Genomic DNA, 25,968 nt, shown 5'->3' on the forward strand with positions numbered 1-25,968 from the left:
ATTTTGATGAAGTTTCGAATGCAGTTGATAAATTGATAAATAATGATTTAGTAAAAAGTTTATTTACTCGACAAAAAACTGTAAAAGTCGAAGGTTCATTAGGTCCAAATGTGTCTGTGCAAAAAAATATAAGATTGTTGCTAAAAGACAAAGATTTAAAGCCTTTTTTCGACAAAATAAATATTGCTGATGAAGTTTTTGATGATAAAAACCCCGATGCAAAAGTTATCTATTATTTGCCATCAAGCTATCATATAAAATATTATGAGGAGAAAAAAGAATACTCATTTAATGTCTATTATAAAACTTCTGATGCGGGCGAAGGGCGAGTGATAGCTACCGCCCAGCTTTTTCCAAATCTTGACGAAAAAGACATTGATATTGCTGAAAAAATTCTGAAAAAAGAATTGAAAAAAGACATAAAATTAGTGCCACTTCCACTAAATAGTACGCCTAAAGTATCATTTGAGAATTTTCTGAATACAAATTACAATATTACCGAAAGTGCCGTTTCGACTCATGCCCCGACTGATATTTTTGAGCCAATTACGGTTTCTTGGAAAATGGATGCCAATTCGGCAAATAACTTGGTCAATCTTTTGGCAAGTAATTTAGAGATTCCTGGCAATGTTTATTTCTCACCCAATGCCGAAGGAACAAAACAAATTCCTGTACCATTTAAAATCAAATTTAATGATGCAAAAACTTTCGGTACAATTCAGTTTAATAAAGATGAAAACACTTTTTCTGGAACATTAAAAAACAATTTCGAATACCCAATCATCATCGAGGCCGTAACGGTTTTGAAAGAAAAGGGCAAGTCGTATGAGGTTTTAAAATTCGAGTCGAAATATGTTAAAATAATGCCTGGGGCTTCTCAAAATATTAAAGAAATACTTAAAAACATCTCAGATTTAAAGGATATTCAAGATGAAGGTGTTGTGCAACTTTGGTTTAATTTTGCTACAAAATCTTGTGAAGAATGTGATTTAGGCATTCAAGAAAAACTTCTAAAAGGCACATCTAATAAATTGGTGAAGAAAATTGAAATTCAAGTTCTAACTCCAATTCAAGCAACTGGGGCAAATTCATACCGTCTTTTGATTAAGTCTGTTCAAGGCGACCCAAGAGGACATAGCGAAGTGATTTTGCCGATGGTAACGATTAAAGAAGACAACGTTACACTCGTTGGTGGAGAGCTTTTTGTGCCAAATAATGACCAACCGAAATACCAATACAAGCTCATCAGAATTGATAAAGATGCTAACCGAACCGAAAGCGATTGGATTCCGACGGGAGAATTGCTGTTGGTTATCGGTGAAAAAACAGTGAATGATATTATTAAGAAATAGATTGTAAATAATTTATAATCAATGTTTTATGTCGAAGTTTATTGTTTTTGTAATTCTCTTTTTCCAAACATTCATTTCAAAAGCTCAACCTGATTTAAGCACTAAGATAATTATCGAAGGAAAAGAAATCTACCGTGATTTTCGTAAACCTAATGTCTATTATTTAATGCCAGGAAAACTTCAGTTGGCAAACGAATCGGATGGAAAACCGAAGTTTTTTTTAATCGCAAGTCGCTATACTGGTACGAGTGTGTATGGCGATGTAGGTGAGAAAAAATTTCGTAATATTCTCCAATTTGGTGTAGCGATGGAAACTATTGAGATGGATGTTGTCAAAAAAATACAAAATCAATTAGGTGGAAAAGACATTTCATTGCTTTCAATGCCCATTAAAAATATAGAAACTATTGTCATGATTCCTGCGTCGGGTAGCGAAAGTAAGAAACAAATAGGTAAAGATGGGGCTTTTTTATCAACAAGTGGTGCTGAAAACAATGCTGGTTTTTGGAAAGAAAGAATGTATTCGATTCATCTCGAAAACTTTGAGGCAGAATTAGTAACACTGATGATTAAACAAGGCAAACTTGCTCTTAGCTTTAGCTATGCTTTTGTGGGCGACGTTATTAAAGGCACTAAAAAATACAAACAGGTTTCGAGTCCACGGCAGGTTTTTCAGAGTATTACACCAGAGATAAATCAGGAAATAAAAACTGATACCGTGATTACTACTTTGGCTTTAAAATCTGAGACTTTTTCAATAAATGTAGATACACAGAAATGGAATGTTATTCGCAAAATTGATATCAACGAAAATATTCCACCAGCTTATTCAGTCTTGGAGGTTCGGTGTTATGATTTTACTAATCAAATAAGACCCGATTTAGCAGTGAAATTGCTTGATATTGAAGCAATAGGACTCAACAATTTGATAGTGAGTTTGCCAAGTATCAAGTTTTTGAGTTCAGAGCCAAGTGTCAATACCATTGCTGCAAGTTTTCCTTTTGCTGTTAAACTTACCAAACCACTTCGTTACCGAATTTCAGAATACAAACATGATGGAGAAAGAAAGACCTACGATTGGGTAAAAAAAGAAAATTGGGTGGAAATAATTGACATTACAACAACCCTTGATTCGCTTAAATTTTTAACAAAAGACATTGAAGTAGAAATTACTCCTGAAACATTGACCCAACAAGGTGTTTCATCTTTAGAAATCGCCTTTTTTTATACATACAATAAAAAATTGCTACAAAATAATGTTGTTTTTGCTAAAAATAGCGATGTATTGTCAAAGAAAATTTCGTTGGTAAGCGATGTTCAAACACCAATTAATTATAAAATTTTGGTCAATGGCAATGATAAAGTTTATGAAAGTAAACCTTTTTCATGTACCGAAAATTATGTGCTTATTAATTCAAAACAAATTGGCTTTTAAAAACCGATTTTTAGCATGAAGAAACTTATACTTGTTTTTCTACTCATCATCTTTTTTTCAGAAGCAAAGGGCTCGTCTGATGAAGATTCTTTGCAAAAAGCAAAAATTCAGATTTTTACAGGAAAAATCAACTTCGGAATATCGCAATACAAGGGAGTCAATATTTCGCAACGCCAAAATCCATTCGATATTTCGGTATCTGGAATGCCCATGATTCAGTACAAAATTTTTCAGATGCCTATCAATTTTTTATTCTCAAACCTCAGTCGGAAAAACCAACAACCTTATAATTATTTGGGGCTAATTCCTTCCTTTCAATGGGGAAGATTCTATTTGGGCGATACTTTTATAGATTATTCGCCTTACACTCTAAATGGACATCGAATCAGAGGTGTTGGTTTTGATTTATATCCAGGCAAACATTTTCGCTTAGGCGTTATGTATGGGCAAATGCAAAGACCAATTGCCGAAAATACAACTATCATTGATAACCCCGAAACCTATTTAGCCGAGCAGCCTTTTCCTGCTTTTAAACGCATGGGCTATGCTATCAAATTAGGTTTTGTTATCAGAGATAGTTCTTACATTGATTTGCTATTATTTAAAGCAAAAGACCAAATTGGCTCGATTCCCGTACCAAGCAAAAAAGGAGTTGATGGTTTTGATACAGTTACGCCTGCCGAAAACTTAGTAATTGGCACAAAATTTAACATTAGATTGGCAAGAAAATTATTTTGGACAACCGATATGGCTGTAAGTGTTTATACCAAAGACCAAACAGCCGCACCTTTAGAAGTCGATTTATCAGAAAATAAATTTCTTTCAAGAATTCCAAAAAGTGTAGCGAAAGACCTCATCCAGATTAATGCGAGTAGTCAAGTCAATTATGCGGCCGAATCGGTATTAAGTTATTGGGACAGTACATTTAATTTTAAACTAAAATTCAAACAAATTGCTCCTAACTATAAATCTTTAGGTAGCTATAATTTTTTCTATGATACCGATATTCGGAAGGTCAATTTTATGTCCACTTGGCAAGGCATGAAGGGGAAAGTTACCATGAATAGCTCTTTGGATTACGAGAAAAACAACATCAAAAAAAGTAATTTCTATACTGGAAGAACAGTTTTAACACTTTTTGAACTTTTATATTTTCCGACACAAAAGTTTGGGGCTTTTCTGCAATATTCAGGTACATCAAGTAAACAAACGCCTGTTTCGTTTTCTTATAACGAATATGGTAGCAAAAGTAATCTCCATAATGCTGCCATTATTGGTCGGTATTCCTTTGAAAACCCAAGAGTTTATAGCCTAATTACTTTCACTGGAATGTATAATTATATTCAAAATCAATTGGTTTACGAAAGCAAAAAGACCGATACGAGATTTGATATTTATACGGCTAATTTGGGCTATAACCTAAACTTGCTCGAAAAAGGTACTGCATTTGATGTAGGTTTATGGCGAGTAAGCATGAAAGATATTAGTAAACAAGAACAAAGCAATACTGGAGTCAGTCTCGGAGCAACTCAATCTCTATTGAAAAATAAAGCCTCTATTGGTGCAAATTATTCATTGTTTTTGAATCAATATTTTGATAATAATTCTGGCAAAACACATCAAGTAAATATCAATTTGAACTATTATATTCTGAAAGGTCACAAAGTGTGGTTTAGGGCGTCTTATCTCAATAATAACCTTGATAAAGCCTCTTTGACAGAGAAAAACTTCTCCGAATTTAGAACAATGGTGGGTTATGATTTTGATTTGTAAAATGCTTATAGTGAATGATTTATGGCTAAAAAATAAAATTATGAAAATATTAAAATACTGTATTTTACTCTTGTTTGCTTATACAGACAATAAAGCACAAAGTAATTTTGTAACTACCGTAACACCTTTGCTTGGACTAAATCCAAGTCCATATATTGATAGGTATTATAACCGTCCTTTTATAAATATTGTAAACAGTGGACGAACAACACTGACAGTCAAGTTGGTTGGCAAGATAGAAGGAAATAATGGACTTTATTGGCGGACAATTCCTACTTATAAGCCAACTGCTCCCATTATTTTACAACCAGGCAACAATGTGATTATCGCCAACAAAGCAGGGTTAGAATTTTTGGCAAGCAATAATGTAGAAACTAACTTGACACAGACTCGCCAAAATCAACTTTTTTCGCAAGGGTTTCTCCCGCAAGGCACTTATCGATTTTGTATCAGAGTAATTGATATTCAACGAAATACGGCATTGAGTCAAGATGAACCAATTGGTTGTTCTACTATCAATATTTCATACATTAAGCCGCCTCAAGTGCTTTCTCCGATGAATATGGGGGCAGTTATTGGACAATTTCCAACTTTTTCGTGGACAACTCCAATCGGGAATATAGGCGGGAGTAAAATATTTTATAATCTCTATATCGTGAAATTAAAACTCGGACAAAACCCAAATGAAGCCTTGCAAAATGCTGTAAATTACCGCATCGGAACGGTACTAATTAAAGAAAATCTGCCAAACAACATCTACATTTATTCTCCAAGCGATATTGCTTTAGAAGATGGGCAGGTTTATTCTTTTCAAGTAATTGCTAAAGCAAACAACTTGTTTTTCGAGAATGGCGGCAAAAGTGAGGTCGTAACTTTTACTTACAGAAAAATGTTGTTAGAGCCTAAACGTGATTGATTGACACAAAAAAGCGAACTATTTTCATAGGTCGCTTTTCTATCAAAGGTCTCATGCTGATTTATTTGCAAGAAGTAGTATATTCTAATAAATGTTTGTCGAAATTTACCCAACGATGGTCATCTTTTATTTTTTGTAATAAAGCAGGACAGTCTTTAAACAAATTCAAATATTCGTCATCATATTCTTTTTTCTTGATTTTTTTTGCAATAGTATTGCCTACTTGCAAAAAGTAGGATTTGTCATCTCCTCCTGCCATTGTGATTCCAGCAACACCAAATCTCATAGATTCTTGAGCCAATGGGTCATGAAAAACTTTGACCTTGCTCGAAAAAGAAGGGTTTACCATTTGCATCAATAAGTCTTCGGTATCTTTTTTTATGTTGACCTTTACTTTTTCAAAATAAGCATATCCTTTATTGATAATTTCCATGTTTACGTCATTGCTTTTCCATTTTTGAGCATTAAAGGTCTGGTCAAGCGAGCTATTTAATTTATTGAAACCACTTGCTGGTAAATACATCGTTTTGATGTCTTTCGGTACGAATGTTTTCTTTTTCTTTTGTCCGGTTGGCAAAATTGTAACTTCTTCAATCAATCCTTTTTTACGGTCGAGGTCATCAATTGTGCCTTCTACTTTTGAGCCATCTTCCAAATAAATATAGGCTATTTCTTTTCCTGAAAATCGGTCAAAAGCTGGAATGAAAGTTTGGGCAAATGAGACCAATGAAAAACAACTAATAGCCGCAATGAGTAGTATTGTTTTTTTCATAAATAATTAGGTTTTAAGAGTTATTTAAATTGAATATCCAAAGTAAGACTTTTTGATGAAAGTGCCAAAAAAAGCTATTCAATCATATCAAATAAATCGGATTTTACACCAATATCTGTTAATGAATAGCCAGTTTTGAGGCCATTTATGGCAATTGTTACTGGCCCGAGTTTGTGTTGTGTAGCGATACTTACACCAGTTTTAGTTTTTACCCACTGAGCCCAAGTTGCTTCAACACCACCGATGGGCAATATTTTTACCCAAAGTTTGTATTTTAAAGGTACGCCCGATTCATCCATGAACCATAAATATGAATCACCTGGGGTTATGCCACCCGAAGCATAAGTAACCAAAAGAGCTTCAGAATCGCCTGTTCTAACTATTTTTCTTGTTACACCTTCGTCGAAAACCTTAAATGGAGCTATTAACCAAAAAGAATCATTACAGAAAAACCGCCATGCCTGCCCTCTTAGTTCATCTAATTCAGCATCAGAAATTTCTTTGTCTTTCTTGTAGGATTTGCCTTTATTCCAGGCTTTAAGGTTCAAAAAAACTTTGTTTTCACCCCAAGTTACAAGTACCATCTCATTTTTCTTATCCCAAATATGCGAGTGTCCTCCTTTATAATTCCAACTTACAACATTGGTGCTATCCCAAGCCACTCTGTTGAGAGCAGTTTGCATTTTTGCAGCAAGTTTATCTGCTTTCGCTGGATTTTCCCCAACGGGTAACTTTTCATTCAAGAAAAAATAAGCTCCTAGCAATAAAAAGGCAATGATTGCAATAATGAAAAGTGAAATCTTGACGATTTTCATTGGAAGAAGGGTGTGATTTAAGGTTTTAAATATGTTTTAATACATTATCAATTACTCCACGCTTTCATCAAAAATCTTAACCAATTTCCATGAAAAACATTTTCAATATCAGTAGCAGAATAACCTCTTTTAGATAGTAAACCGTGTAGTTTTTGTAAATCTGCAATGGTTTCGAGGTCGGTTGGGGTTTGTTCTGTTCCGAAGCAACCGTCCAAATCACTGCCTATGGCAATATGATTGGCATTTCCTGCGATTTGGCAAATATGGTCGTAATTATCAATCAATTTATTGAGCGTAACGCCTCGCTCTTGTGGTGTATCTTTTCCTCTTGTCCAGTTCGGCACGAGCATCCAAGCATCCAAAACACCACCAATAACTGCTCCACGGTCAATCAAAATCTTAATTTGTTCATCGGTCAATTGTCTTTGATAATCAACCAAAGCACGGCAATTATGATGACTCGCCCAAACGTTCCCCTTAAATAAATCTAATGCTTCAGTAAAGCCTTCATCGGTCAAATGTGTTACGTCCAAAATCATATTGAGTTTGTCCATTTCTTGAACCAATTCCCGACCCATTTTTGTCAAACCTCCCGCCATCGTTGTTCCTGGAGCATATCGACCTGGGCCATAATGTGCAGGGCCGCAAGCACGCAAACCATAGGCATAGGCTTTTTCTAAATAAGATAAATTGACCAAAGAATCTGCCCCTTCAAGGCTTAAAATATAACCAACAGGTTTTGTTTCATTAGCAATGTTTTCGTCGTTCCATAGGTCTAAATGTTTGGTAAGAGCTTCAAAATCAGCTATTTGCGTCATTTCATCCAGATCCTCCATCGCATTGTACCAAGCCAATTGAGCTTGTGTAATTCCCCACGCAATTTCGGGAGAGTTGTAGCCAGTCAAGATACTATCGGGGGCTACATAGCGAGCTAATTGTGTAGCAACAATCAAACCAATGTTTCCTTTGCGGAGTTCGGGAAGTGAAACCGTTCCTTTAGCACGGTCGGGCTTATCTGTCATGCCTTTTTCACGTTCTCGAATTTCAAAAACTGGTTTTCTAAAATCACGATTCCACTCAATGGCGTTCATTGCAATGTCTAAATGAGCATCTACTATTAACATGGTTTTTATGATTTATAGCTATCGGCTTTCTAAGAAAAACAATAATTTTATTTTTTAGCTGATTGCCGAAAGCTGACTGCTGAAAGCCCTTTTATTTCTCTAAATGATTCCAACCTTGAGCTTTGATTGCGGTAGTTCCGCCACTTGTCAAAGCCAATTCAATAGCCTTACTATCAGTCATATAGCCAATGGGGAGTACATCTGAAAGATTTTTTATTTTCTCGAAATCAGCTTGTTTTACAGTAAATAAAAGTTGATAATCTTCACCACCATTTAAAGCCGCCGTAATCGGACTGATATTAAATTCGGTAGCTGTTAGCATCGTTTGGTCTTCAATGGGTAATTTATCTTCAAAAACTATCGCACCAACACCTGACTGGGTACATAAGTGCATCAGTTCTGAGGCCAAACCATCTGAAATGTCAATCATTGACGTTGGCACAACGCCCAATTCATTTAGTTCGTGAATAATGTCAGTTCGTGCTTCTGGTTTGAGTAATTTTCCTACTAAAAATTCCTTTTCTTGCAGTTCGGGTTGCATTTCTGGGTTTGCAAGATAAACTTGTTTTTCTCTTTCTAATATTTGTAAACCAAAATATGCCGCTCCCAAATCGCCCGTTACACACAAAATATCGTTTGGTTTTGCACCGTTTCGATAGGTAATTTTATCTTTTTCAACAAAACCAGTTGCTGTTATCGAAATGACAAAACCTGAGTGAGAAGCTGAAGTATCGCCACCAACCAAATCAACTTTATAGTCTTCACAGGCAAAACGAATGCCTTCATACAATTCGTCAATCGCTTCCACCGAAATTCGGTTACTTAGTCCGATGCTGACCGTTATGTGTTTCGCAATGCCATTCATTGCCGCAATATCCGATACATTTACTGCCACGGCTTTATAACCCAAATGTCTCAATGGTGTATAAGAAAGGTCGAAATGAATACCTTCAAGTAGCATATCGGTCGAAATGAGCATATATTTGTCTCCTACATCAATCACCGCTGCATCATCGCCAATGCCTTTAATTGTTTCGTGATTTTGAGTAGTAAATTTTGAATGAATTCGGTCAATCAAGCCAAATTCGCCAAGAGTATTGAGTTCTGTTCTTTCCATGATGCAAAATAAACCATGATTTTTATGATTTTCACTAAAATTTATCAAATATTACTGTTAATCTGCGAAACATCCTCTGCCGACTTCGTCAGGCTGCACCCTTCAAAGAGAAAATTCCTGACTGGCAGAACCGTCGGATAAAAATGTACAATAACAAAAAAAGGTGAACTTCTCAGTTCACCTTTCTAAAAATATTTTCAGTAAAATTACGGATTTACCAAAGTATAATCGTTAATCGTTCCACCTGTTTTTTGGCTGGTTGTTGTACGAGTAATTTTTAGTTCGGTATCGCTTACCGAATTAATGGTAAACGTAATCGTGCCACCAGTACCTGTTGGCACAGGATTTAAGTTTTTCAAAACGAGTTGTGTATCGCCTATCAATTCATATTGACCAGTAAAAGTATTGCCATCGGCTTCTTTTAATGTAACAGAGGGAGCAATCAATAAATTAAGCACAAAACTTGAATAGCCAGGTTTTGTATTAGCAGCAGCACCTTTAGTATAAACTGTTGCACTGCCTTCTTTAACTATTTGAGCAGTCCATGTTTTTTTAATTGTCTCAGACACAGGAACGACTTTTGTCTTGCATGAAAGAGCGAAAAAACCAAAAGATACAAGGAGAATGGCAATTTTTTTCATAGAATATAGTATAATTTGTAAAGTGTTTAATAGTAAATTATAAAAACCATGTCTGTTATATTTAACAACAGTTTTCAATGACTTAGACAGATTTTTAGCAAATATGGTTTAAATATAAAAGAAAAAAAAATGTTGTTTATAAGTATTGACGTTTTTTTTCTTGAAAACGTTGTAATGCTTTCGAGTAAAAACGATTTCGTAGTAAATTTTGTTGTTAAATTTCTCCTAAACATTACGACCTTTGTTTATTATTTGGTAAGATTAAAAATCTTTGTAAGATTTACAGGGTGGATTTTTGAAATTTTTATTTTTCATCAGATTAATAAAGTAGCATTTGCTACAATTATAAATATACTTTGAAAGAATATACAAGAAATCAGCTTGCACTACGCAACGGACAGGACAAAGACGATATTTGGGTAGCCTATAAAGGTATTATTTATGACGTAACCACTTCAAGATTGTGGCGAAATGGCAAGCACTATGAGCATTGGGCAGGACAAGATTTGACCAAAGAGCTGGTAGATGCTCCCCATAATGAGCAAGTTTTTGAGAAATTTAAAGTTATTGGTACATTAATCGAAATAGGATAGTCAATAGTTGGCAGTCCACGGATTTGTGAGTAGTTATCCCCAGTTTTCAAAATTACAATAAGTTTTTTTAACAATAAAACAAAAAACTATCGACCGTCGTCAGTTGACGATCGACTTACTATTATGAAACTTATAGAATCACTAATCCTTTTTGCAAGTTTGGCAATGTTAATTATGTTTGTTGACCAAGCATTATATAAGCACGTTTCACTAAAAGACAGTTATTTCTTTTTGATGTTTTCGGTGGCAGGATTTTTCTATTATACCTACCGTCGTGGAATGCGGATTATGAAAGAAAAGAAAGAGGAAGAGGCAAAAAAAGAAGTAAAATCTAAGAAAATAGAAGACAGAATTAAAAGAAAATAAGCAGTAGCGGCAACCAAAATACTATTTCGCCAAGCCAGCGATAGCTTTCATTTTTGGAAAATTTTTGTTGAAAAACAAAAATCAAAACAGAACATATCGACATTAGCGTTTCGATAAGTATTACTTTTTTGGTAAAAAGCGAAGCACTAATAACATTGCTCAATGCGATAAAAATACAAACGGTGACTATTAAATATGTAGCGTTTGTCTTTCCTAATTTGCTTGCTAAGTTTTTTACTTCTGGCTTTTCTTTTGCTTCATAATATGAAAAAACCAAGATGCTTTGATGAACGAGTAGAAAGAAATTGAAACCTGCCAGATAATCAACTAATCCTAAGTTTTGCTTGGTACTAAATGCACTTCCGACAACCGAAAGGCTATAAAGCATTGCGGTAAAAATTTCTTTAAAATATTGATAATTAGCTGTTTGTGACGATTTTTTTAAAATAAGAAAGTAAATTATAAGAAAAACAGATAAACTAATTCCGAATATAATAATTCTTTGTGGCAAAAAGAAAACTAAAAGCACTGCTACAAAAAGAAGTATAATAATCGTAATTTGAAGATAATATTGATGGTGAAAATGGAACTGATGCCGAGCATCTTGCGGGTCAGATTTAATGTTATCGAGTAATCGGTCTAATATATAAATAATCCAAGTACAAATACCCAAAATTAAAAAAGAAGGTATATTAGGGTTTGTAATTCCATTGGGCATTTTCCAAAACATCCAACTACTCGCCAAAGCCCCCACAACTACATCAAGACTCAGATAATGGAGGTTTTTTAAAAGATTTGTATTGGGTGGAATTGCAGAATTCATAACTCAATTACGTGTCCTATTGAAATTTTCCCAGTTTCAACGACCAACAAATTCTGTCCAAATAAAATTTTACTGCCAAAATTTCGATATTGACTCAAAGTACGCAGTGGTTCTTTGCCTTTTAAGGCAGTTTCGGGGTTAATTGTTGTCATTACGCACCTTGCACAAGGTTTCACCCCTACGAGTTTTGCTTCACCAACTTTGAAATATTTCCAATTATCTTCTTCGTGTGCTTTTCCACCCGAAAAAACTAAATTCGGACGAAAACGTTTCATAGCTATTTTTTCTTCCAAGCGTTCATTCAAATTATCTAAACTTGCTTGACCAATAATTAATATTGGGTAACCATCCGAAAAACTCGTATGTTCTTCTTTCGTGATAGAATAACGAGGGTCGGTGAGTCGAATAGACTCATCGGGCTGATAAAACAAATGACATTTCATGCCCAAAACTTTCGTAAACCAAGCGTCAACTTCATCACTTACTCTAATGGCATTTACAGTATCATCCCAAATCGTAATTTCTTTATTTTCAGTTGTTTGGGGCGAGAAAGGAACAATTAAAGGAGCAATTGTTTTAAGCCGATGACTCACTCTCAGCCCAACAGATTCGAGGTTTACATCAATCAAGGCCATTTGCTCGTTTTCTCGTTGGGTAATGAATCGATTATGTTCATCGGCAAGCACCCATCGGCGGTCGTGTTGTAGTCCACGCTCTTCTACAATAGCATTTTGTAGAGAAATTCCGCCCAAAGATTTTATCGGATAAATAGTGATTTCGGTAAGTATTAAAGGCATATCGTAGAATCGTTTTTAAAGACTTTGTATAAGCACTAAGCTTTATGTTTTTTTTAGTCTTTATTATAGCGAATTATTAAAAAAAGAATATGCTTTAAGCACATTGCATAGAGCCTAAAGCTAAATATTTTTAAGCATTTTATAGAAATACAACAATTCTCTCAAAAAATCGTTTGACTTATTAGTTTTAACTTATAAATTGGGGCTAATATTTCGGACAATATTTTTTAAACAAAAATATTTTTTTCTCAAATCCCGAATCTCGAATCTGAATTATCCTAACCGATGAAAAAAATACTTCATATCATTGCCTTCTTAACTGTTTCAAACCTCTCTTTCGGGCAAATCCAACTCTATAAACGTGGACTTGCGAGCTTTGATAAAGGGCAATATGACTTAGCCATAAAAGATTTGGCGAAGGTAACGAATATTGCCGAAAGTGAAAAAGCTAATTTGTATCATAAAATTGCTGAATCTTATCGTTTATCAAATCGTTGGGTTGAGGCTGTACCATTTTATGAAAAGGCATTTGAAGCAAAATTGGCTACACCCGAAGCACATTTTCACTATGCTTTTGCACTGAAAGCTGCTGGAAATTATGACATGGCCTTGAAAGAACTACAACAATTTATTGACTCAAAAAGTACCATCAAGGCATTCAACGAAAAGGCTTACCGAGAAGTAAATACCTTGAAAACGATTGAAGAAATAAAGAAAAAACGAAATACTGTTGAATTCAAAAACCTTTCGCAAGTAAATACCAAAGGCTCAGAATTTGCTCCAATGGTTCGAGGCGATGAATTGGTTTTTACTGCTTCACGCAAAAGTAAAACCTACTCGAATGGTTTGCCCTACGTGGGACTTTACAAAGTAAAAATAGACAAAACGATTGCTGAAATGAGTAAAATTGAGAAGTTTAGCGATGCTGTTTTCGATGATGAACGCAATGAAGGAACGCCAACTTTCTCGCCCGATGGCAAAACTATGATTTATGCTAGAGGGAATACTGGTAAAAGAAAAGACCTTTCGCCCGATATGGATTTGTATATTTCTCGGTACGTTGACGGCAGCGGTTGGACAGAACCTCGCTATGTAAGTGCCTCAGATTCAGCCAGTTGGGATGGGAGTCCAGCCTTTTCTCGTGATGCAAAAACTATTTACTTTGCTTCAAATCGCCCTGGTGGTCTGGGTGGACTTGACCTTTATCGTGTAAATATGGATGCTTCGGGACGTTTTGGAACGCCAGCGAATATGGGCAAAGAAGTAAACACGGCGGGAGATGAAATGTTTCCTTATGTGGCAGAAGACGGGAAACTATATTTTGCTTCCGACGGACATCCAGGGCTTGGGAAATTAGACCTTTTCTTGGCAGTACGTGCAGGTGGAAAAGTAACGGTTGAAAATATGGGTTCGCCTTATAATTCTAATATGGATGATTTTGGCTTAGTAATGAGCAAACGAGGAGATGTTTTCTTTTCGTCGAATAGGTCAGGAGGGTCTGGCGACGACGACATTTATTATTATGAAGCTCCGCAAAAAACAGAATTAACAAATAATGACGACCCATCGAAAAACCCATTGCTTGCTCCAAAACCCATCGACCCAGATAGTGCCACTAAAACATTGACAATAAAAACAGTCAATTATTATTTAAAAGGAACAATTTTTACCCAAAATAATGCCAACGAAAGTGTTGCTCTCGACTCGTCAAGAGTACGAATTTTGGATGCTGAAAATCAACAATTGATTTCTGAAATTACAACTGGGGAAAATGGAAGATTTGGGCCAATTATTCTAAGAGAAGATGGAGATTACATCATTTTAGCCGATAAAAAGAACTTTTTGACAAAACGTGAAGACTTTTCTATGTCAGGACGGGCAATTCCACAATCGTTATTGAAGAAACCAGTTACCGATACAACATTCTATACTTCGCTGAGTCTTGACCAAATATTTGTAGGCAAAACCTTCCGTGTGGATAATATTTACTATGATTTGGATAAATGGGATATTCGCCCCGATGCGGCATTGGAGTTGGATAAATTGGTGCAAACTTTGAGCGATAATCCAACGATTAAAATTGAGTTAGGCTCGCATACAGATGCTCGTGCTACCGAAATTTATAACCTTCGATTGTCGCAAAAACGTGCCGAATCTGCCATTAATTACATTGTTACTAAAGGGATTACCCGTGAAAGGCTTTCTGCAAAAGGTTATGGCGAAAGTATTTTGATAATACCGAATGCAAAGACAGAAAACGAGCATCAGACAAATCGCCGTACAGAGTTTAAGGTTATAGAGATTCAGTAAAACCAAAGCTATCATTTTAGCGTTTATTATATTGAGCGTGTCATGCTTTAAAGTATGCCACGCTTTTTCAATAACAAAACATTCAAAACAATGAACAAGCCTTTCATTTTAAGCCTGACAATAGGTGTTTTTATTACGGTGCTTTCGTGTAGTACCACCACAAAACCCAGCAATACTGAGAAAATAGTTGATAAAACAGTTTACGGAAATATCGAAAAAGCTTATTTCGCCGCAGGTTGCTTTTGGTGCGAAGAAGCTATTTTTGAAAGCCTAAAAGGTGTAAAAGAAGCTGTTTCGGGTTATAGTGGCGGGCACACTAAAAATCCGACTTATGAAGATGTAAATACCGAAACGACCGGGCATGCCGAGTCGGTTGAAGTACAGTATGATCCAAAAATTATATCTTACGAAACGCTTCTGAAAGTTTATTTTGGTTCACAAGACCCAACTCAAGTCAAAGGACAAGGGCCAGATCGTGGAGATTCGTATCGTTCAATAATTTTTTATAAGAATGAAACTGAAAAAATGCTTGCTGAAAATTACAAAAAAGAATTAGGAGCATCGGGTAAATACAAAAAGCCAATTGCAGCCGAAATAGTGCCTTTTCAGGTCTTTTGGAAAGCAGAAGGTTATCACCAAGATTATGAAAGAAATCATCCTGAAAATCCTTACGTACAAAATGTTTCAATTCCTCGACTTGAGCGAATGAAAGCACAATTTCCTGAATTATTGAAAAAATAAGATAATTGTGAACTCTGTTCAAAAAATGGTCGTTTTTTGGAGCAAATATTTATTATTGCTGGTTAATCATTAAAAGAGAAAACGCTATTTTATGTAGCGTTTTCTCTTTCTACAATATTCAACCATAAGAAATTTAGAATAATTTTTCTTGTGGAGGTTTAGTACCAGCCAAGCGGATATAAACAGTAGTTTGTCCACGATGATGTGTTTGATGTTCGAAACATTTATTCAATGCAGTAAGCCTTGTCATTTCTCTGTCTCCAAACATCTTAATATTTTCGCCATATTGAGAGGGATTCATTTTTTTAATTCCCTGAATTATAAAATCATAGCCCGCCATTACCATTTTAATTGTATTAGCTTTAGACTTATCGGTGCTTTTTTCGCTTGCACCTCTCTCAATCGGATTTTTTTGCCCAAGTGTTGCTGCTGCTAATCCGTAATTTCCGTCGGTTAGGTGAAGCATTTGCTCTGCAAACGAACACATATCGGGTGTGGGTTTTAGGGCATAACCTGATTCGGGCATGGTTTCGAGGTATTCCAAAGTATAAGCCTTAGCTCTCTGCCAATCTTTTATTAACTGCGTAGTATCGGTCTGTCCAAAAGAGTTAATAGAAAATAATAAAAGGGCAATGAACGAAAATTGGGTAAATGTTTTCATTGTTTTTTTGTTAAGATGGTTAAGTATCACAAATAAATAAGTTTGTGATAAAATTCGCAATCGTGGCATTGGAAAATCTTAAATCGTTCAATTTTTTTGAAATTCTCGTGTGGCAACGTAAATAAATACTTCCTTAAATTCATTCTCTAATGTAATTTCTATATTTTTCCGAATCCAATGGATTGCCGAATATTGCCTCACTAATATTACTAACAAAAAACACGATGTCTATACAAGATTCGTAAAAAATGATTTTATTTGTATTATAAATTCAATCCTGACAAAATGCAAAGACGTTCGGCAATAAAAAATCTTGCTCTGACGATTGGCGGTACTATCGTGCTACCTTCGTGGGCAAATGCTTGGAACAAAGAATCGTTCCAAAATTCTCCTTTTAATATTTCTCCTTCGCAAGAAAATCTCTTGGCAGAAATAGTGGAAACTATTGTTCCAAAAACTGATACGCCTGGAGCAAAAGAGCTCAATATTCATCAGTTTACTATTAAAATGGTAGCTGATTGTTATGACAAAAAATCGCAGGAAACTTTTGCCAAAGGCTTTGATTTGATTGACATCGCAGCTAAAAAAGACTTTTCAAAATCTTTCGTAGAATGTGATGCCAAACAAAAATTAGCTATTTTGAATAAAATGTCTAATTCTGAAAATAGCGATGAAAAATCATTCGTTCGTTTGGTCAAAAACCTCACGATTCAAGGCTATCTTAGTTCAGAATACGTAATGACAAACCTACGAATTTACGAATTTGCTCCAGCCCGCTATCACGGTTGTGTACCTGTCAAAAAGTAGGCAGTTGATAGTCGTAAGTTAGCAAACTTTAATCAACTATTTATTGCAAACTGTAAATTGTGGACTTTATAAGTGTTCTATCATTCAACATTAGATTTTAAAATGTCATACCTAAATATAGATTCAATAAAAGCACAAACCTTCGATGCCATCGTAATTGGCTCAGGAATTAGCGGTGGCTGGGCAGCTAAAGAGTTGACAGGCAAAGGATTACGTACACTCGTGCTTGAGCGTGGACGTGAAGTAAGCCACATAACCGACTACCCAACAACCATGATGCAACCTTGGGATTTTGAACACCGAAATCAAATCACAAAAGCAGTACGAGATGCCAACCCAGTAGTCAGTAAATGCTATGCTTTTTATGAAGGTACAGAGCAGTTTTTTGTAAAAGACGCCGAACATCCGTACGTGCAAGAGAAACCATTTGATTGGATTCGTGGCTACCAAACTGGCGGAAAATCACTGCTCTGGGCAAGACAAACCCAGCGTTGGTCGGAGTATGATTTTGATGGTCCAGCTCGTGATGGTTTTGCCGTAGATTGGCCTATTCGTTATGCCGATATTGCTCCGTGGTACAGTTATGTAGAGAAATTTGCAGGAATTTCGGGAAATAAAGATGGTTTAGCATCATTGCCTGATGGAGAGTTTTTGCCACCGCACGAAATGAATTGTGTTGAAAAATATTTTAGTCAAGAAACAGCCAAACATTACAAAGACCGTCATATTATTATGGGGCGTGCGGCTCACTTAACCGAGCCCAAAAAAATACACACCGACCAAGGACGTGCCACTTGTCAGCATCGCACTATCTGTGAGCGTGGTTGTCCTTATGGTGGTTATTTTAGTAGCAATGCCTCGACTTTGCCGTGGGCTGCCAAAACGGGCAAAATGACTTTACGTCCACATTCGGTGGTGCATTCTATCATTTTTGATGAAAAGAAAAACAAAGCCACCGGTGTAAGAGTCATTGATTCTAACACAAAAGAGATGACAGAGTTTTATGCGAAAATCATTTTTGTGAATGCTGCTGCATTAAATTCTAACTTGATTTTATTGAATTCAACCTCCAATCGTTTCCCAAATGGACTTGGAAATGATAGTGGTTTACTCGGAAAATACGTGGCGTTTCATAATTATCGTGCAACTATCAATGCCGAATACGAGGGATTTTTGGATAGTAAGACAGATGGTCGCCGCCCGAATTCGCCTTATATTCCTCGTTTCCGTAATGTATTTAAGCAAGAAACCGATTTTTTACGTGGTTATGCTTCTGGGTTTTCGGCAGGGCGTAATATGCGTGATGATAGAAGTGGCATGGGCGAAGATTTGAAAAAAGGCTTATTGAACCCTTATCCGAGTAATGTGTGGAGTGTAAATTCGCACATGATGGGCGAAACGATTCCGAAAGAAAGTAATTATGTGGCATTAGACAAGACTTTGCTTGACCCGTGGGGAATACCGCAATTGAAAATATCGGTGGATTATGATGATAACGACAGAAAAATGACCAAAGATTTCTTTGAGCAGCTCACGGAAATGTACACTAAAGCAGGTTTCAAAAATATCAGAACAAATGACACGAATCGCACGCCAGGTTTGGATATTCATGAAATGGGAGGAGTGAGAATGGGTAAAGACCCAAAAACCTCAATGCTTAATAAATGGAATGCTTTGCACAATTGTAAAAATGTTTTTGTAACCGACGGTGCTTCAATGACTTCAACTTCAACCCAAAATCCATCATTGACTTATATGGCCATGACTGCTCGCTCGGCAGATTATGCGGTAAAGGAAATGAAAAAAGGGAATCTTTGACAGGATTTTAGCGATTTTTAAGATTACAAGATTTCTTTGAGTATAAATCCGTCATTCTAGAAAGAATTGGCGGATTTTTAAATTTATATTAATTCCAATAAATTCTGAAAATATTGTTTGTCTCATAAAATATATTCTTGGTTTTTCTATAAAATCCTCCCTAATTTTGGTCTTTTAAATATTTGACCAAAGAAAATGAAAAAACTCCTTTTTATAGACCGTGACGGTACAATCATTGATGAACCAAAAACTGATTTTCAAATTGATTCGCTCGAAAAATTAGAATTTCTGTCTAAAGCTATTTCAAATCTTCGTAAAATTGCAGAAGATGCTGATTATCAGTTGGTTATGGTTACAAATCAAGACGGCTTGGGAACTGAATCTTTCCCCGAAGATACTTTTTGGCCAGCTCATAACAAGATGATGCGAACCTTAGAAAATGAAAATATTCACTTTTCAGCAGTGCATATTGACCGTAGTTTTCCACACGAAAACTTACCAACTCGCAAGCCAGCTACAGGTTTATTGACTGAATATTTTGATTCAAATATGTACGATTTGGTAAATTCGTATGTGATTGGTGATAGAGCTACTGATATTCAATTGGCAGTAAATTTGGGTGCAAAGGCTATTTTTATAACTGATGGTCTAACAGATGGTTTAATTGAAGGGCTAACGCCGCCACAAAAAGAAGCAACAAAATTAATAAGTAATGATTGGGACGAAATTTACGAATTTTTGAAACTTCCTGAACGCATTGCTATTATTGAGCGAAACACCAAAGAAACAAAAATAAAAATCGAACTAAATCTTGATGGAACAGGTAAATCAGATATTCATACTGGACTCGGTTTTTATGACCACATGCTCGATCAAGTGGCGAAACATTCGGGTTCGGATTTGAAAATTTCAGTAGAAGGTGATTTACATATTGATGAACATCATACCATAGAAGATACTGCTTTAGCACTCGGCGAAGCATATTTGAAGGCTTTGGGCGATAAAAAAGGTACAAATCGCTACGGATTTTTATTGCCAATGGATGAAGCTCTCGCACAAGTAGCCATTGATTTTTCAGGAAGACCGTGGTTAGTTTGGGATGCAAGTTTTAAGCGTGAAAAAATCGGAGAAATGCCAACCGAAATGTTTTATCATTTCTTTAAATCATTTTCGGATACATCAAAATGCAACTTAAATATTAAGTGCGAAGGCGATAACGAACATCATAAAATAGAAGCAATCTTCAAAGCATTTGCCAAATCTATCAAAATGGCGGTGAAACGAAACCTCAAAGAAATTGACTCTTTGCCAAGCACGAAGGGGGTGCTTTGAGTTATGAAAATTGTTAAAATCCTCCCCATCGGGGAGGATTTAGTGGGGCTAATACTTCAACCAAGCTCTAAATCTCCAAATGACCACAATAGCTAATGCAATAAGAGCATAAAGTGACGCATGTTCTATCTGTTGCGAAGCTTCGCTTATTTCAGTTCCTCTTTTGAGCATAATTCCATACAAAGCCCATATAACTGCCAAGCCATAAAAAACATTATTTCGGAGTATAACAATAGCAGTTGCAATCAAAAAGCCTATCGAAACCATTATAATTGCCCAATTTCCTGCTGAAAGTCCCCAACCATCCCATTTATTGCCGATTAATATTGCTGTAATATTAGCAATTGTTGCCACCGAAATCCAACCCAAATAAATGCCAAATGGTGCATGAATTAACCATTTTTCGGTGGAATTTATCTTTGAAAATCCAGTCCCAACCTGAATATTCAAGCGAATGAGTGAAAGTAATAAAGTGAGCATTACCAACACCGAAATCAAAAGAAATTGCCAATGCCATGCAAACAGCCAAGCTATATTTAGTACACAAGTAATGACAAATAACCAAGAAAGTTTATCAATGATTGGTGCAACTTTTGCTAAACGTTTATCACTAAATAATGCCGTAATTTGCCAAATAATAAAAATCAATAACCATGTATAAATAATACCCCAAATTGAAAAAGTCAGTCCTGCTGGAACAAATAAATTGGGATAAAGGTCAGATAACTGGGCAGGTGTTCTGCCATTTAGTGGCAAAGAATTTGATAAAGTATTGACTATCAACGTAGCAATAAAAGCTACTAAATTGAAAATGATGAGAGTCTTGGTCTTGGTTTTTGTTCTGTTCATTGTTTTTAAATTTATTTCATTCTCTCAGGGTTTTCACTCACGAATGCTGACCAACCTTTACTTTTTGACGAATTCCCTGTCAATGCCTTAGTTTTTCCGTGCATAAAATGACAAACGGCTACCCCCAAAGCATCGGTAGCATCCAAAAATTGTTTTTCTAATTTTACTTTTAGTAAATGTTCGAGCATATAGGCCACTTGTTCTTTGGTGGCATTACCATTTCCTGTAACCGATTGCTTTACTTTTTTTGGCAAATATTCTACCGTTGGCACTTCTCGATTCATCGCAGCAGCAATTGCTACTCCTTGAGCTCGACCCAATTTCAGCATTGATTGCACATTTACCCCATAAAAAGGAGCTTCAATTGCCATTTCGTCGGGCAAATATTCGGTGATTAATTGCGTGATTCGTTCAAATATTTTCTTTAGTTTCAATTCATGTGAACTATATTTGTCAAGTTTTATAACGCCGTATTGAATGAGAGTTAAAACACTTCCTTGTACGGAGATAATTCCGTAGCCCATCACCCGTGTACCTGGGTCAACGCCCAATATTATTTTATCTTGATTCATAGATGCAAATTAACTCAAAAATCTCATATCTTACTTCAAAACGAATATTATGGTGGATTAAAACAATCATATTTTTGGTGATTTTGTATGCAACATATCTATTAATTCGTCAAAAAGGAGCTGATATTGAGGCAATTAAGTACAGTTTTGTAAGTATGTATTCCCCTTCAAACATTTTATTATTACTCATTGTTTTATTGCTTACGCCCGTAAATTGGGCATTTGAGGCTTGGAAATGGCAAAAATTAGCCTCAAAAATTGAAAATATTTCTTTTTGGGAAGCATATCGAGGCGTTTTGGTAGGTCTCGCTTTTTCAACTGCCACACCCATGATGCTCGGCGATTATGCAGGAAAAGTTTTAATGCTCAAAAGTGATAAACGCTTACAAAGTATTGGTGCGATTTTGCTTGGTAACGGTATGCAAATGTACGTTTCACTGCTTTTTGGTGCGATTAGTTATCTGTTTTTTATTTTTTGGTCTAAACCTACGCCTATTTTTTTGCATTTGAGTATAGTTTTTCTCTTAATTATTGCTTTAATATTCGGTCTATTTTTGAGTTTTAATTTTCATAGAATTGATGTTTTTTCGACTCAAAATAAAGTATTTCAGTATATTTCAAAATATCTTAATGTCTTGAAATATTACAATATTATAGAGTTAAGAAATATCTTTTTTATTGCTTCGGCAAGATATATAGTTTTTACGATTCAGTTTCTAATTGTTTTAAAAATCTTCGAAATAAACTTGCCAATTAGCATACTTTTGGCAGGAATAGGAATAGTGTTTTTGGCAAAAACTTTAGCATCAGTTTTAAACTTTTTGGGAGATTTGAGCGTTCGAGAACTCACATCGGTCTATTATTTTAGCTATTTTGGAGCAAATACTTCGTTTATAGCTTCAGCAACATTAATGATTTGGCTGATTAATGTTTTGTTACCTATTTTGGTGGGAAGTTTATTGGTTTTGCAATTAAAATTCACAAAAAAAGATATATAATATGCTCATAACAAGTTTATTAATAGTATTTGTTTATTTTTTGATGAATGTAGGACTTGTGTTGGCTTGGCTTTTTTTTAAGCCCTCCGCCTCGAAGGAGAGCGACTTAAAAATACAGCACTCAAAAACCATTCAAGTGGAGTTCTCAATCATTATTCCCGTCCGAAATGAGGCGAAAGGTATTCTTTTTTTATTACAAGATTTAGAAAAACAGACATTCCCAAAAGATAAATTTGAGGTAATTATTGCTGATGATGATTCTACTGATGAAACTTTAAAAATAGTCAGAGCATTTCAAAAAAATAGTTCTATTAATTTGATAATCAATCAATTACCTATAAAAGTAAACAACACATCGCCCAAAAAAAGAGCTATTGATTCATCTATTCAGTTAGCCAAAGGTCAACTCATCACAACTACTGATGGCGATTGCCGAGTAGGAGAGAGGTGGTTAGAAACAATTGCCAATTTTCAAACTGAAACGGGGGCGTATTTGATAAGTGGGGCGGTAACTTTTTGTGAGAATCAGGAAATAAAAGAAAAATCGTTTATTCAACGAATTGCTCACTCAGTCATTGAAAAAACTCAAATCATTGAATTTGCCAGTTTGATAGGAACCGGAGCTTGTGCCATGTTTATCGGTAAACCAAATATGTGTAATGGTGCAAATCTGACTTATTTAAAATCAGTATTTCATGAAGTAGATGGCTTTGTTGGAAATGAGGCTTTAGCATCGGGTGATGATGAATTTTTAATGCATAAAGTAACGGCGAAGTATCCAAGAAAAGTACAATTCTTAAAAAGTCAAGATGTAATCGTTGAGACACAAGCCCTAGATTCTTGGAAGTCATTTTATAACCAACGTAAACGATGGGCAAGCAAATGGCAACATTATAATAATTGGCAAACAACGGCTTTAGCAGTTTTTGTTTTTTCGGCAAACTTTATTCTGCCCTTAGCTTTTAGCTTTTGGCTTTTGGCTTTCATTTCTACTAAATTATTTTGTTTGATATTACTCTTGAAATTTTCTGCCGAATTTATTTTTTTAGCTCTGATAGTCAGCTTTTTACGTAAAAAACACTTAATTTGGCTCATTCCTTTCGTACAAATCGTTTATCCTTTTTATGTAACTTTTTTTGGTATTGTTGCTCAAGGCAAAAGTGAATATATGTGGAAAGGACGAAAACTAAAATAGAATACTAAGTATTTCATAAAACAACAATCTAAAACCCTATTCTAATGATAAAACCCCTTTTAATTTTCCTGCTATTGCCTTTTGCCATTTTTGCACAAAACAAAAGCGAAAAACGTTTACTGAAAAAAGCCGATAAAATCCATGCCCGTGCCTATACAGTTGATACGCATGCTGATGCACCTATCAATATGATGGATATGGAAGGCTTTGATGTGGGTGCAAAGCATAAGTATGAAGAAGATGGTACACAAATTGATTTTCCTCGAATGAAAGAAGGTGGCATGGATGCCATGTTTTTTGCAGTCTATTTAGCTCAAGGAAAGCGTATGCCCGAAGCTAATGCCGAAGCAAAAGAAAAAGCTTTGAAGATTTTTAAGAAAATACATGAAAGTGTAGAGAAAAATGCAGCATCCGTTGAATTGGTAACATCTGCCAAAGAAGGCTTTAAGGCACATAAAAAAGGTAAAATAGGCATTTTTATAGGTATGGAAAATGGCTGGCCTATTGGTACAGACTTAACCAACCTAAAAATGTTTTATGATTTAGGCTTGAGATACATCACATTGGCTCATTCTTTTAATAATGATTTGAGCGATTCGTCGGGCGACCCCGAAGGTGATGAACATGGCGGTTTGAGTAAACTCGGAGAGGAATGTATTGCCGAAATGAACCGTTTAGGAATTGTTGTTGATGTTTCGCATTTGTCAGATTCGGCATTTTATGATGTCATGCGACTGAGTAAAGCTCCTGTTTTTGCTTCACATTCTTCTTGCCGTGCCTTGTGTGATGTAAAACGCAATATGACCGACGAAATGATAAAAACTTTGGCATCGAAAGGGGGTGTTATTCAGATAAATTTTGTAGCTGATTTTTTAAAAAAGCCTTCAGCCGATGTGGCCGTTTCAATCAAAACGATTAGAATGCAGACCATGAAAGCCGAAACATCGCCCGAAGAAAAGAAAAAGCTCAATGCCGAACTTCGTCAAATTAAATATAAATACCCAAGTGATGTGCCAACTGTAAAAGACGTTGTGAATCACATTGATCATGTGGTTAAACTTGTTGGAATTGACCACGTAGGTATAGGCATGGACATGGATGGTGGCAGTGATGTAATTGGCGTAGAAGATGTCAGTAAGATAAAAAATGTAACAATTGAACTACTTAAAAGAGGTTATTCGGCTAAAGCTATCCGAAAAATTTGGGGCGGAAACACCATGCGAGTTTTAGCTGCTGCCGAAAACTTATCAAAAAATATGTAAACTGTTTTTATTTTCTTTTTACTTCAATAAGCTGTTTAAACCATGCTTTTTTCTAAAAAAGCGTTTATAAACAGCTTACTTTGTTAGTAACCAATTTTCAACATTTTCTTTACTACAATTTTAATAAAACATAGTACTTATTTATCCATTTCTTTAAAAAAATGGTCATTACGATTGACAATAATTAAAGTTTTGTATATTTGTACTCAAAATATGATGTTTTCTATATTTAATGTAAAATAATCTTGCTTTTCTTTTTTGACATTAAAAAAAATTGAAACATTTTGAATTTTTATATAAAATAACTAATATTGTACCGTATTGATACAATACAAGACCTATGCCAACCTATTTTGGCTTAGGTTAAAATCTTCATCTAAAAATATAAAAATATACAGAATTATTTGGAACAATTAAAGCTAATATCTATAATTGTAACTTATACACTTATTAAGGTAATAATTTAATAAAAGCCTAATGAAAGTGATAGATTTTAAACCTAATCAATTTTTTTTTCTTAATTTTTTTAACTTAATCAAAACTATGAAACAAAACTACTTTGTTCCTATTAGAGGAACTCTGTTTTGTGGGCTACTTTGGCTGATGTCAATGGTAGCGTTTGCACAAAAATCCGTTACGGGTAAAGTAAATGATTCGAAAGGCGAAGGTGTTCCCGGAGCAAGTATTACATTAAAAGGTACAACAACTGGTACCATTAGTGATGCAGGTGGTAACTTTAAAATTAGCGTTCCAAATTCAGGTGGTTCGTTGGTAATTAGTTCAATTGGGTATAAAACTCAAGAAATTAAATTAGCTGGACAAAGCACAATTAATGTTAGCTTAGAAGATGACGCTGCAAGTTTGGATGAAGTTGTTGTAACAGGTTATTCTGTTGATAA

General features: G+C 35.2%; 25 protein-coding genes. 15 read left to right on the forward strand and 10 right to left on the reverse strand.

The genetic code is table 11. From position 1 onward, the window contains the following. From ACH2CJ_RS15440 to ACH2CJ_RS15455, 4 genes are all read left to right on the forward strand, one after another. A partial coding sequence (locus ACH2CJ_RS15440; protein ID WP_394993848.1) for a hypothetical protein occupies nt 1-1,352 on the forward strand: 1,352 nt, incomplete at its 5' end. 28 nt (nt 1,353-1,380) lie between these two features. Further along, a complete protein-coding gene (locus ACH2CJ_RS15445; RefSeq protein ID WP_394993849.1) occupies nt 1,381-2,787 on the forward strand; it encodes a hypothetical protein in 1,407 nt (468 codons plus the stop codon). Nucleotides 2,788-2,802: 15 nt separating this feature from the next. Next, nucleotides 2,803-4,560 carry a hypothetical protein gene (locus ACH2CJ_RS15450; RefSeq protein ID WP_394993850.1) on the forward strand — a complete coding sequence of 586 codons (1,758 nt, stop codon included), beginning with the start codon at nt 2,803-2,805 and terminating at the stop codon, nt 4,558-4,560. A gap of 40 nt (nt 4,561-4,600) precedes the next feature. Beyond that, nucleotides 4,601-5,476, forward strand: a complete 876-nt coding sequence (locus ACH2CJ_RS15455) for a hypothetical protein (protein ID WP_394993851.1) — start codon at nt 4,601-4,603, stop codon at nt 5,474-5,476. Between the two features lie 61 nt (nt 5,477-5,537). Here ACH2CJ_RS15455 and ACH2CJ_RS15460 read toward each other — a convergent pair whose 3' ends face one another. From ACH2CJ_RS15460 to ACH2CJ_RS15480, 5 genes are all read right to left on the reverse strand, one after another. Beyond that, a complete protein-coding gene (locus ACH2CJ_RS15460; protein WP_394993852.1) occupies nt 5,538-6,248 on the reverse strand; it encodes a hypothetical protein in 711 nt (236 codons plus the stop codon). 74 nt (nt 6,249-6,322) lie between these two features. Continuing rightward, nucleotides 6,323-7,063, reverse strand: a complete 741-nt coding sequence (locus tag ACH2CJ_RS15465) for a hypothetical protein (protein WP_394993853.1) — start codon at nt 7,061-7,063, stop codon at nt 6,323-6,325. A 47-nt stretch (nt 7,064-7,110) separates the two neighbouring features. Further along, nucleotides 7,111-8,187, reverse strand: a complete 1,077-nt coding sequence (locus ACH2CJ_RS15470; protein WP_394993854.1) for a dipeptidase — start codon at nt 8,185-8,187, stop codon at nt 7,111-7,113. Nucleotides 8,188-8,278: 91 nt separating this feature from the next. After that, entirely contained in the window at nt 8,279-9,304 is a 1,026-nt protein-coding gene (gene thiL, locus ACH2CJ_RS15475; protein ID WP_394993855.1) for a thiamine-phosphate kinase, read from the reverse strand. Nucleotides 9,305-9,510: 206 nt separating this feature from the next. Then, on the reverse strand, nt 9,511-9,945 hold the full coding sequence (locus tag ACH2CJ_RS15480; protein WP_394993856.1) for a hypothetical protein: 435 nt from the start codon (nt 9,943-9,945) through the stop codon (nt 9,511-9,513). A gap of 356 nt (nt 9,946-10,301) precedes the next feature. Between ACH2CJ_RS15480 and ACH2CJ_RS15485 the strand changes: the two genes are divergently transcribed. Next, a complete protein-coding gene (locus ACH2CJ_RS15485; protein WP_394993857.1) occupies nt 10,302-10,538 on the forward strand; it encodes a cytochrome b5 domain-containing protein in 237 nt (78 codons plus the stop codon). Nucleotides 10,539-10,661: 123 nt separating this feature from the next. Then, nucleotides 10,662-10,904: a hypothetical protein gene (locus ACH2CJ_RS15490; protein WP_394993858.1), complete on the forward strand. Its 243-nt coding sequence runs from the start codon at nt 10,662-10,664 to the stop codon at nt 10,902-10,904. Here ACH2CJ_RS15490 and ACH2CJ_RS15495 read toward each other — a convergent pair. Beyond that, complete coding sequence (locus tag ACH2CJ_RS15495) at nt 10,891-11,727, reverse strand: hypothetical protein (protein WP_394993859.1); 837 nt, start codon at nt 11,725-11,727, stop codon at nt 10,891-10,893. The genes ACH2CJ_RS15490 and ACH2CJ_RS15495 overlap by 14 nt on opposite strands. After that, nucleotides 11,724-12,524 (reverse strand): MOSC domain-containing protein, encoded by an 801-nt coding sequence (locus tag ACH2CJ_RS15500; RefSeq protein ID WP_394993860.1) that lies wholly within the window; start codon nt 12,522-12,524, stop codon nt 11,724-11,726. The genes ACH2CJ_RS15495 and ACH2CJ_RS15500 overlap by 4 nt, the downstream gene beginning before the upstream one ends. Nucleotides 12,525-12,809: 285 nt before the next feature. On the opposite strand from ACH2CJ_RS15500, the gene ACH2CJ_RS15505 reads away from it, so the two are divergent. Continuing rightward, a complete protein-coding gene (locus tag ACH2CJ_RS15505) occupies nt 12,810-14,834 on the forward strand; it encodes an OmpA family protein (RefSeq protein WP_394993861.1) in 2,025 nt (674 codons plus the stop codon). Between the two features lie 90 nt (nt 14,835-14,924). Beyond that, nucleotides 14,925-15,575: a peptide-methionine (S)-S-oxide reductase MsrA gene (gene msrA / locus ACH2CJ_RS15510; RefSeq protein ID WP_394993862.1), complete on the forward strand. Its 651-nt coding sequence runs from the start codon at nt 14,925-14,927 to the stop codon at nt 15,573-15,575. A 133-nt stretch (nt 15,576-15,708) separates the two neighbouring features. Here msrA and ACH2CJ_RS15515 read toward each other — a convergent pair whose 3' ends face one another. Further along, nucleotides 15,709-16,236, reverse strand: a complete 528-nt coding sequence (locus ACH2CJ_RS15515; protein ID WP_394993863.1) for a DinB family protein — start codon at nt 16,234-16,236, stop codon at nt 15,709-15,711. 285 nt (nt 16,237-16,521) lie between these two features. Here ACH2CJ_RS15515 and ACH2CJ_RS15520 point away from each other — a divergent pair, with 285 nt between their 5' ends. The 3 genes from ACH2CJ_RS15520 (at nt 16,522) to hisB (ending at nt 20,193) form a co-directional block, all read left to right on the forward strand. Next, nucleotides 16,522-17,043, forward strand: a complete 522-nt coding sequence (locus ACH2CJ_RS15520) for a gluconate 2-dehydrogenase subunit 3 family protein (protein ID WP_394993864.1) — start codon at nt 16,522-16,524, stop codon at nt 17,041-17,043. A 102-nt stretch (nt 17,044-17,145) separates the two neighbouring features. Next, nucleotides 17,146-18,861 carry a GMC oxidoreductase gene (locus ACH2CJ_RS15525; RefSeq protein WP_394993865.1) on the forward strand — a complete coding sequence of 572 codons (1,716 nt, stop codon included), beginning with the start codon at nt 17,146-17,148 and terminating at the stop codon, nt 18,859-18,861. 195 nt (nt 18,862-19,056) lie between these two features. Continuing rightward, nucleotides 19,057-20,193, forward strand: coding sequence for a bifunctional histidinol-phosphatase/imidazoleglycerol-phosphate dehydratase HisB (hisB, locus tag ACH2CJ_RS15530; protein ID WP_394993866.1), 1,137 nt, complete (start codon nt 19,057-19,059; stop codon nt 20,191-20,193). A 48-nt stretch (nt 20,194-20,241) separates the two neighbouring features. Here the strand turns inward: hisB and ACH2CJ_RS15535 are convergent, their stop codons facing one another. Next, a complete protein-coding gene (locus ACH2CJ_RS15535) occupies nt 20,242-21,042 on the reverse strand; it encodes a hypothetical protein (protein ID WP_394993867.1) in 801 nt (266 codons plus the stop codon). 11 nt (nt 21,043-21,053) lie between these two features. Further along, nucleotides 21,054-21,614 (reverse strand): crossover junction endodeoxyribonuclease RuvC, encoded by a 561-nt coding sequence (gene ruvC / locus ACH2CJ_RS15540; RefSeq protein WP_394993868.1) that lies wholly within the window; start codon nt 21,612-21,614, stop codon nt 21,054-21,056. A 2-nt stretch (nt 21,615-21,616) separates the two neighbouring features. On the opposite strand from ruvC, the gene ACH2CJ_RS15545 reads away from it, so the two are divergent. The 4 genes from ACH2CJ_RS15545 to ACH2CJ_RS15560 all read left to right on the forward strand — a co-directional run. Further along, nucleotides 21,617-22,612: a lysylphosphatidylglycerol synthase domain-containing protein gene (locus ACH2CJ_RS15545; protein ID WP_394993869.1), complete on the forward strand. Its 996-nt coding sequence runs from the start codon at nt 21,617-21,619 to the stop codon at nt 22,610-22,612. 1 nt (nt 22,613) lies between these two features. Then, nucleotides 22,614-23,807 carry a glycosyltransferase gene (locus tag ACH2CJ_RS15550; RefSeq protein WP_394993870.1) on the forward strand — a complete coding sequence of 398 codons (1,194 nt, stop codon included), beginning with the start codon at nt 22,614-22,616 and terminating at the stop codon, nt 23,805-23,807. Nucleotides 23,808-23,851: 44 nt separating this feature from the next. Then, on the forward strand, nt 23,852-25,069 hold the full coding sequence (locus tag ACH2CJ_RS15555) for a dipeptidase (RefSeq protein ID WP_394993871.1): 1,218 nt from the start codon (nt 23,852-23,854) through the stop codon (nt 25,067-25,069). A gap of 543 nt (nt 25,070-25,612) precedes the next feature. Beyond that, nucleotides 25,613-25,968, forward strand: a 356-nt coding sequence (locus ACH2CJ_RS15560; RefSeq protein WP_394993872.1) for a carboxypeptidase-like regulatory domain-containing protein, incomplete at its 3' end; no start/stop codon positions are given.

The sequence above is a fragment of the Emticicia sp. genome, assembly GCF_043780375.1.
GTDB lineage: Bacteria > Bacteroidota > Bacteroidia > Cytophagales > Spirosomataceae > Emticicia.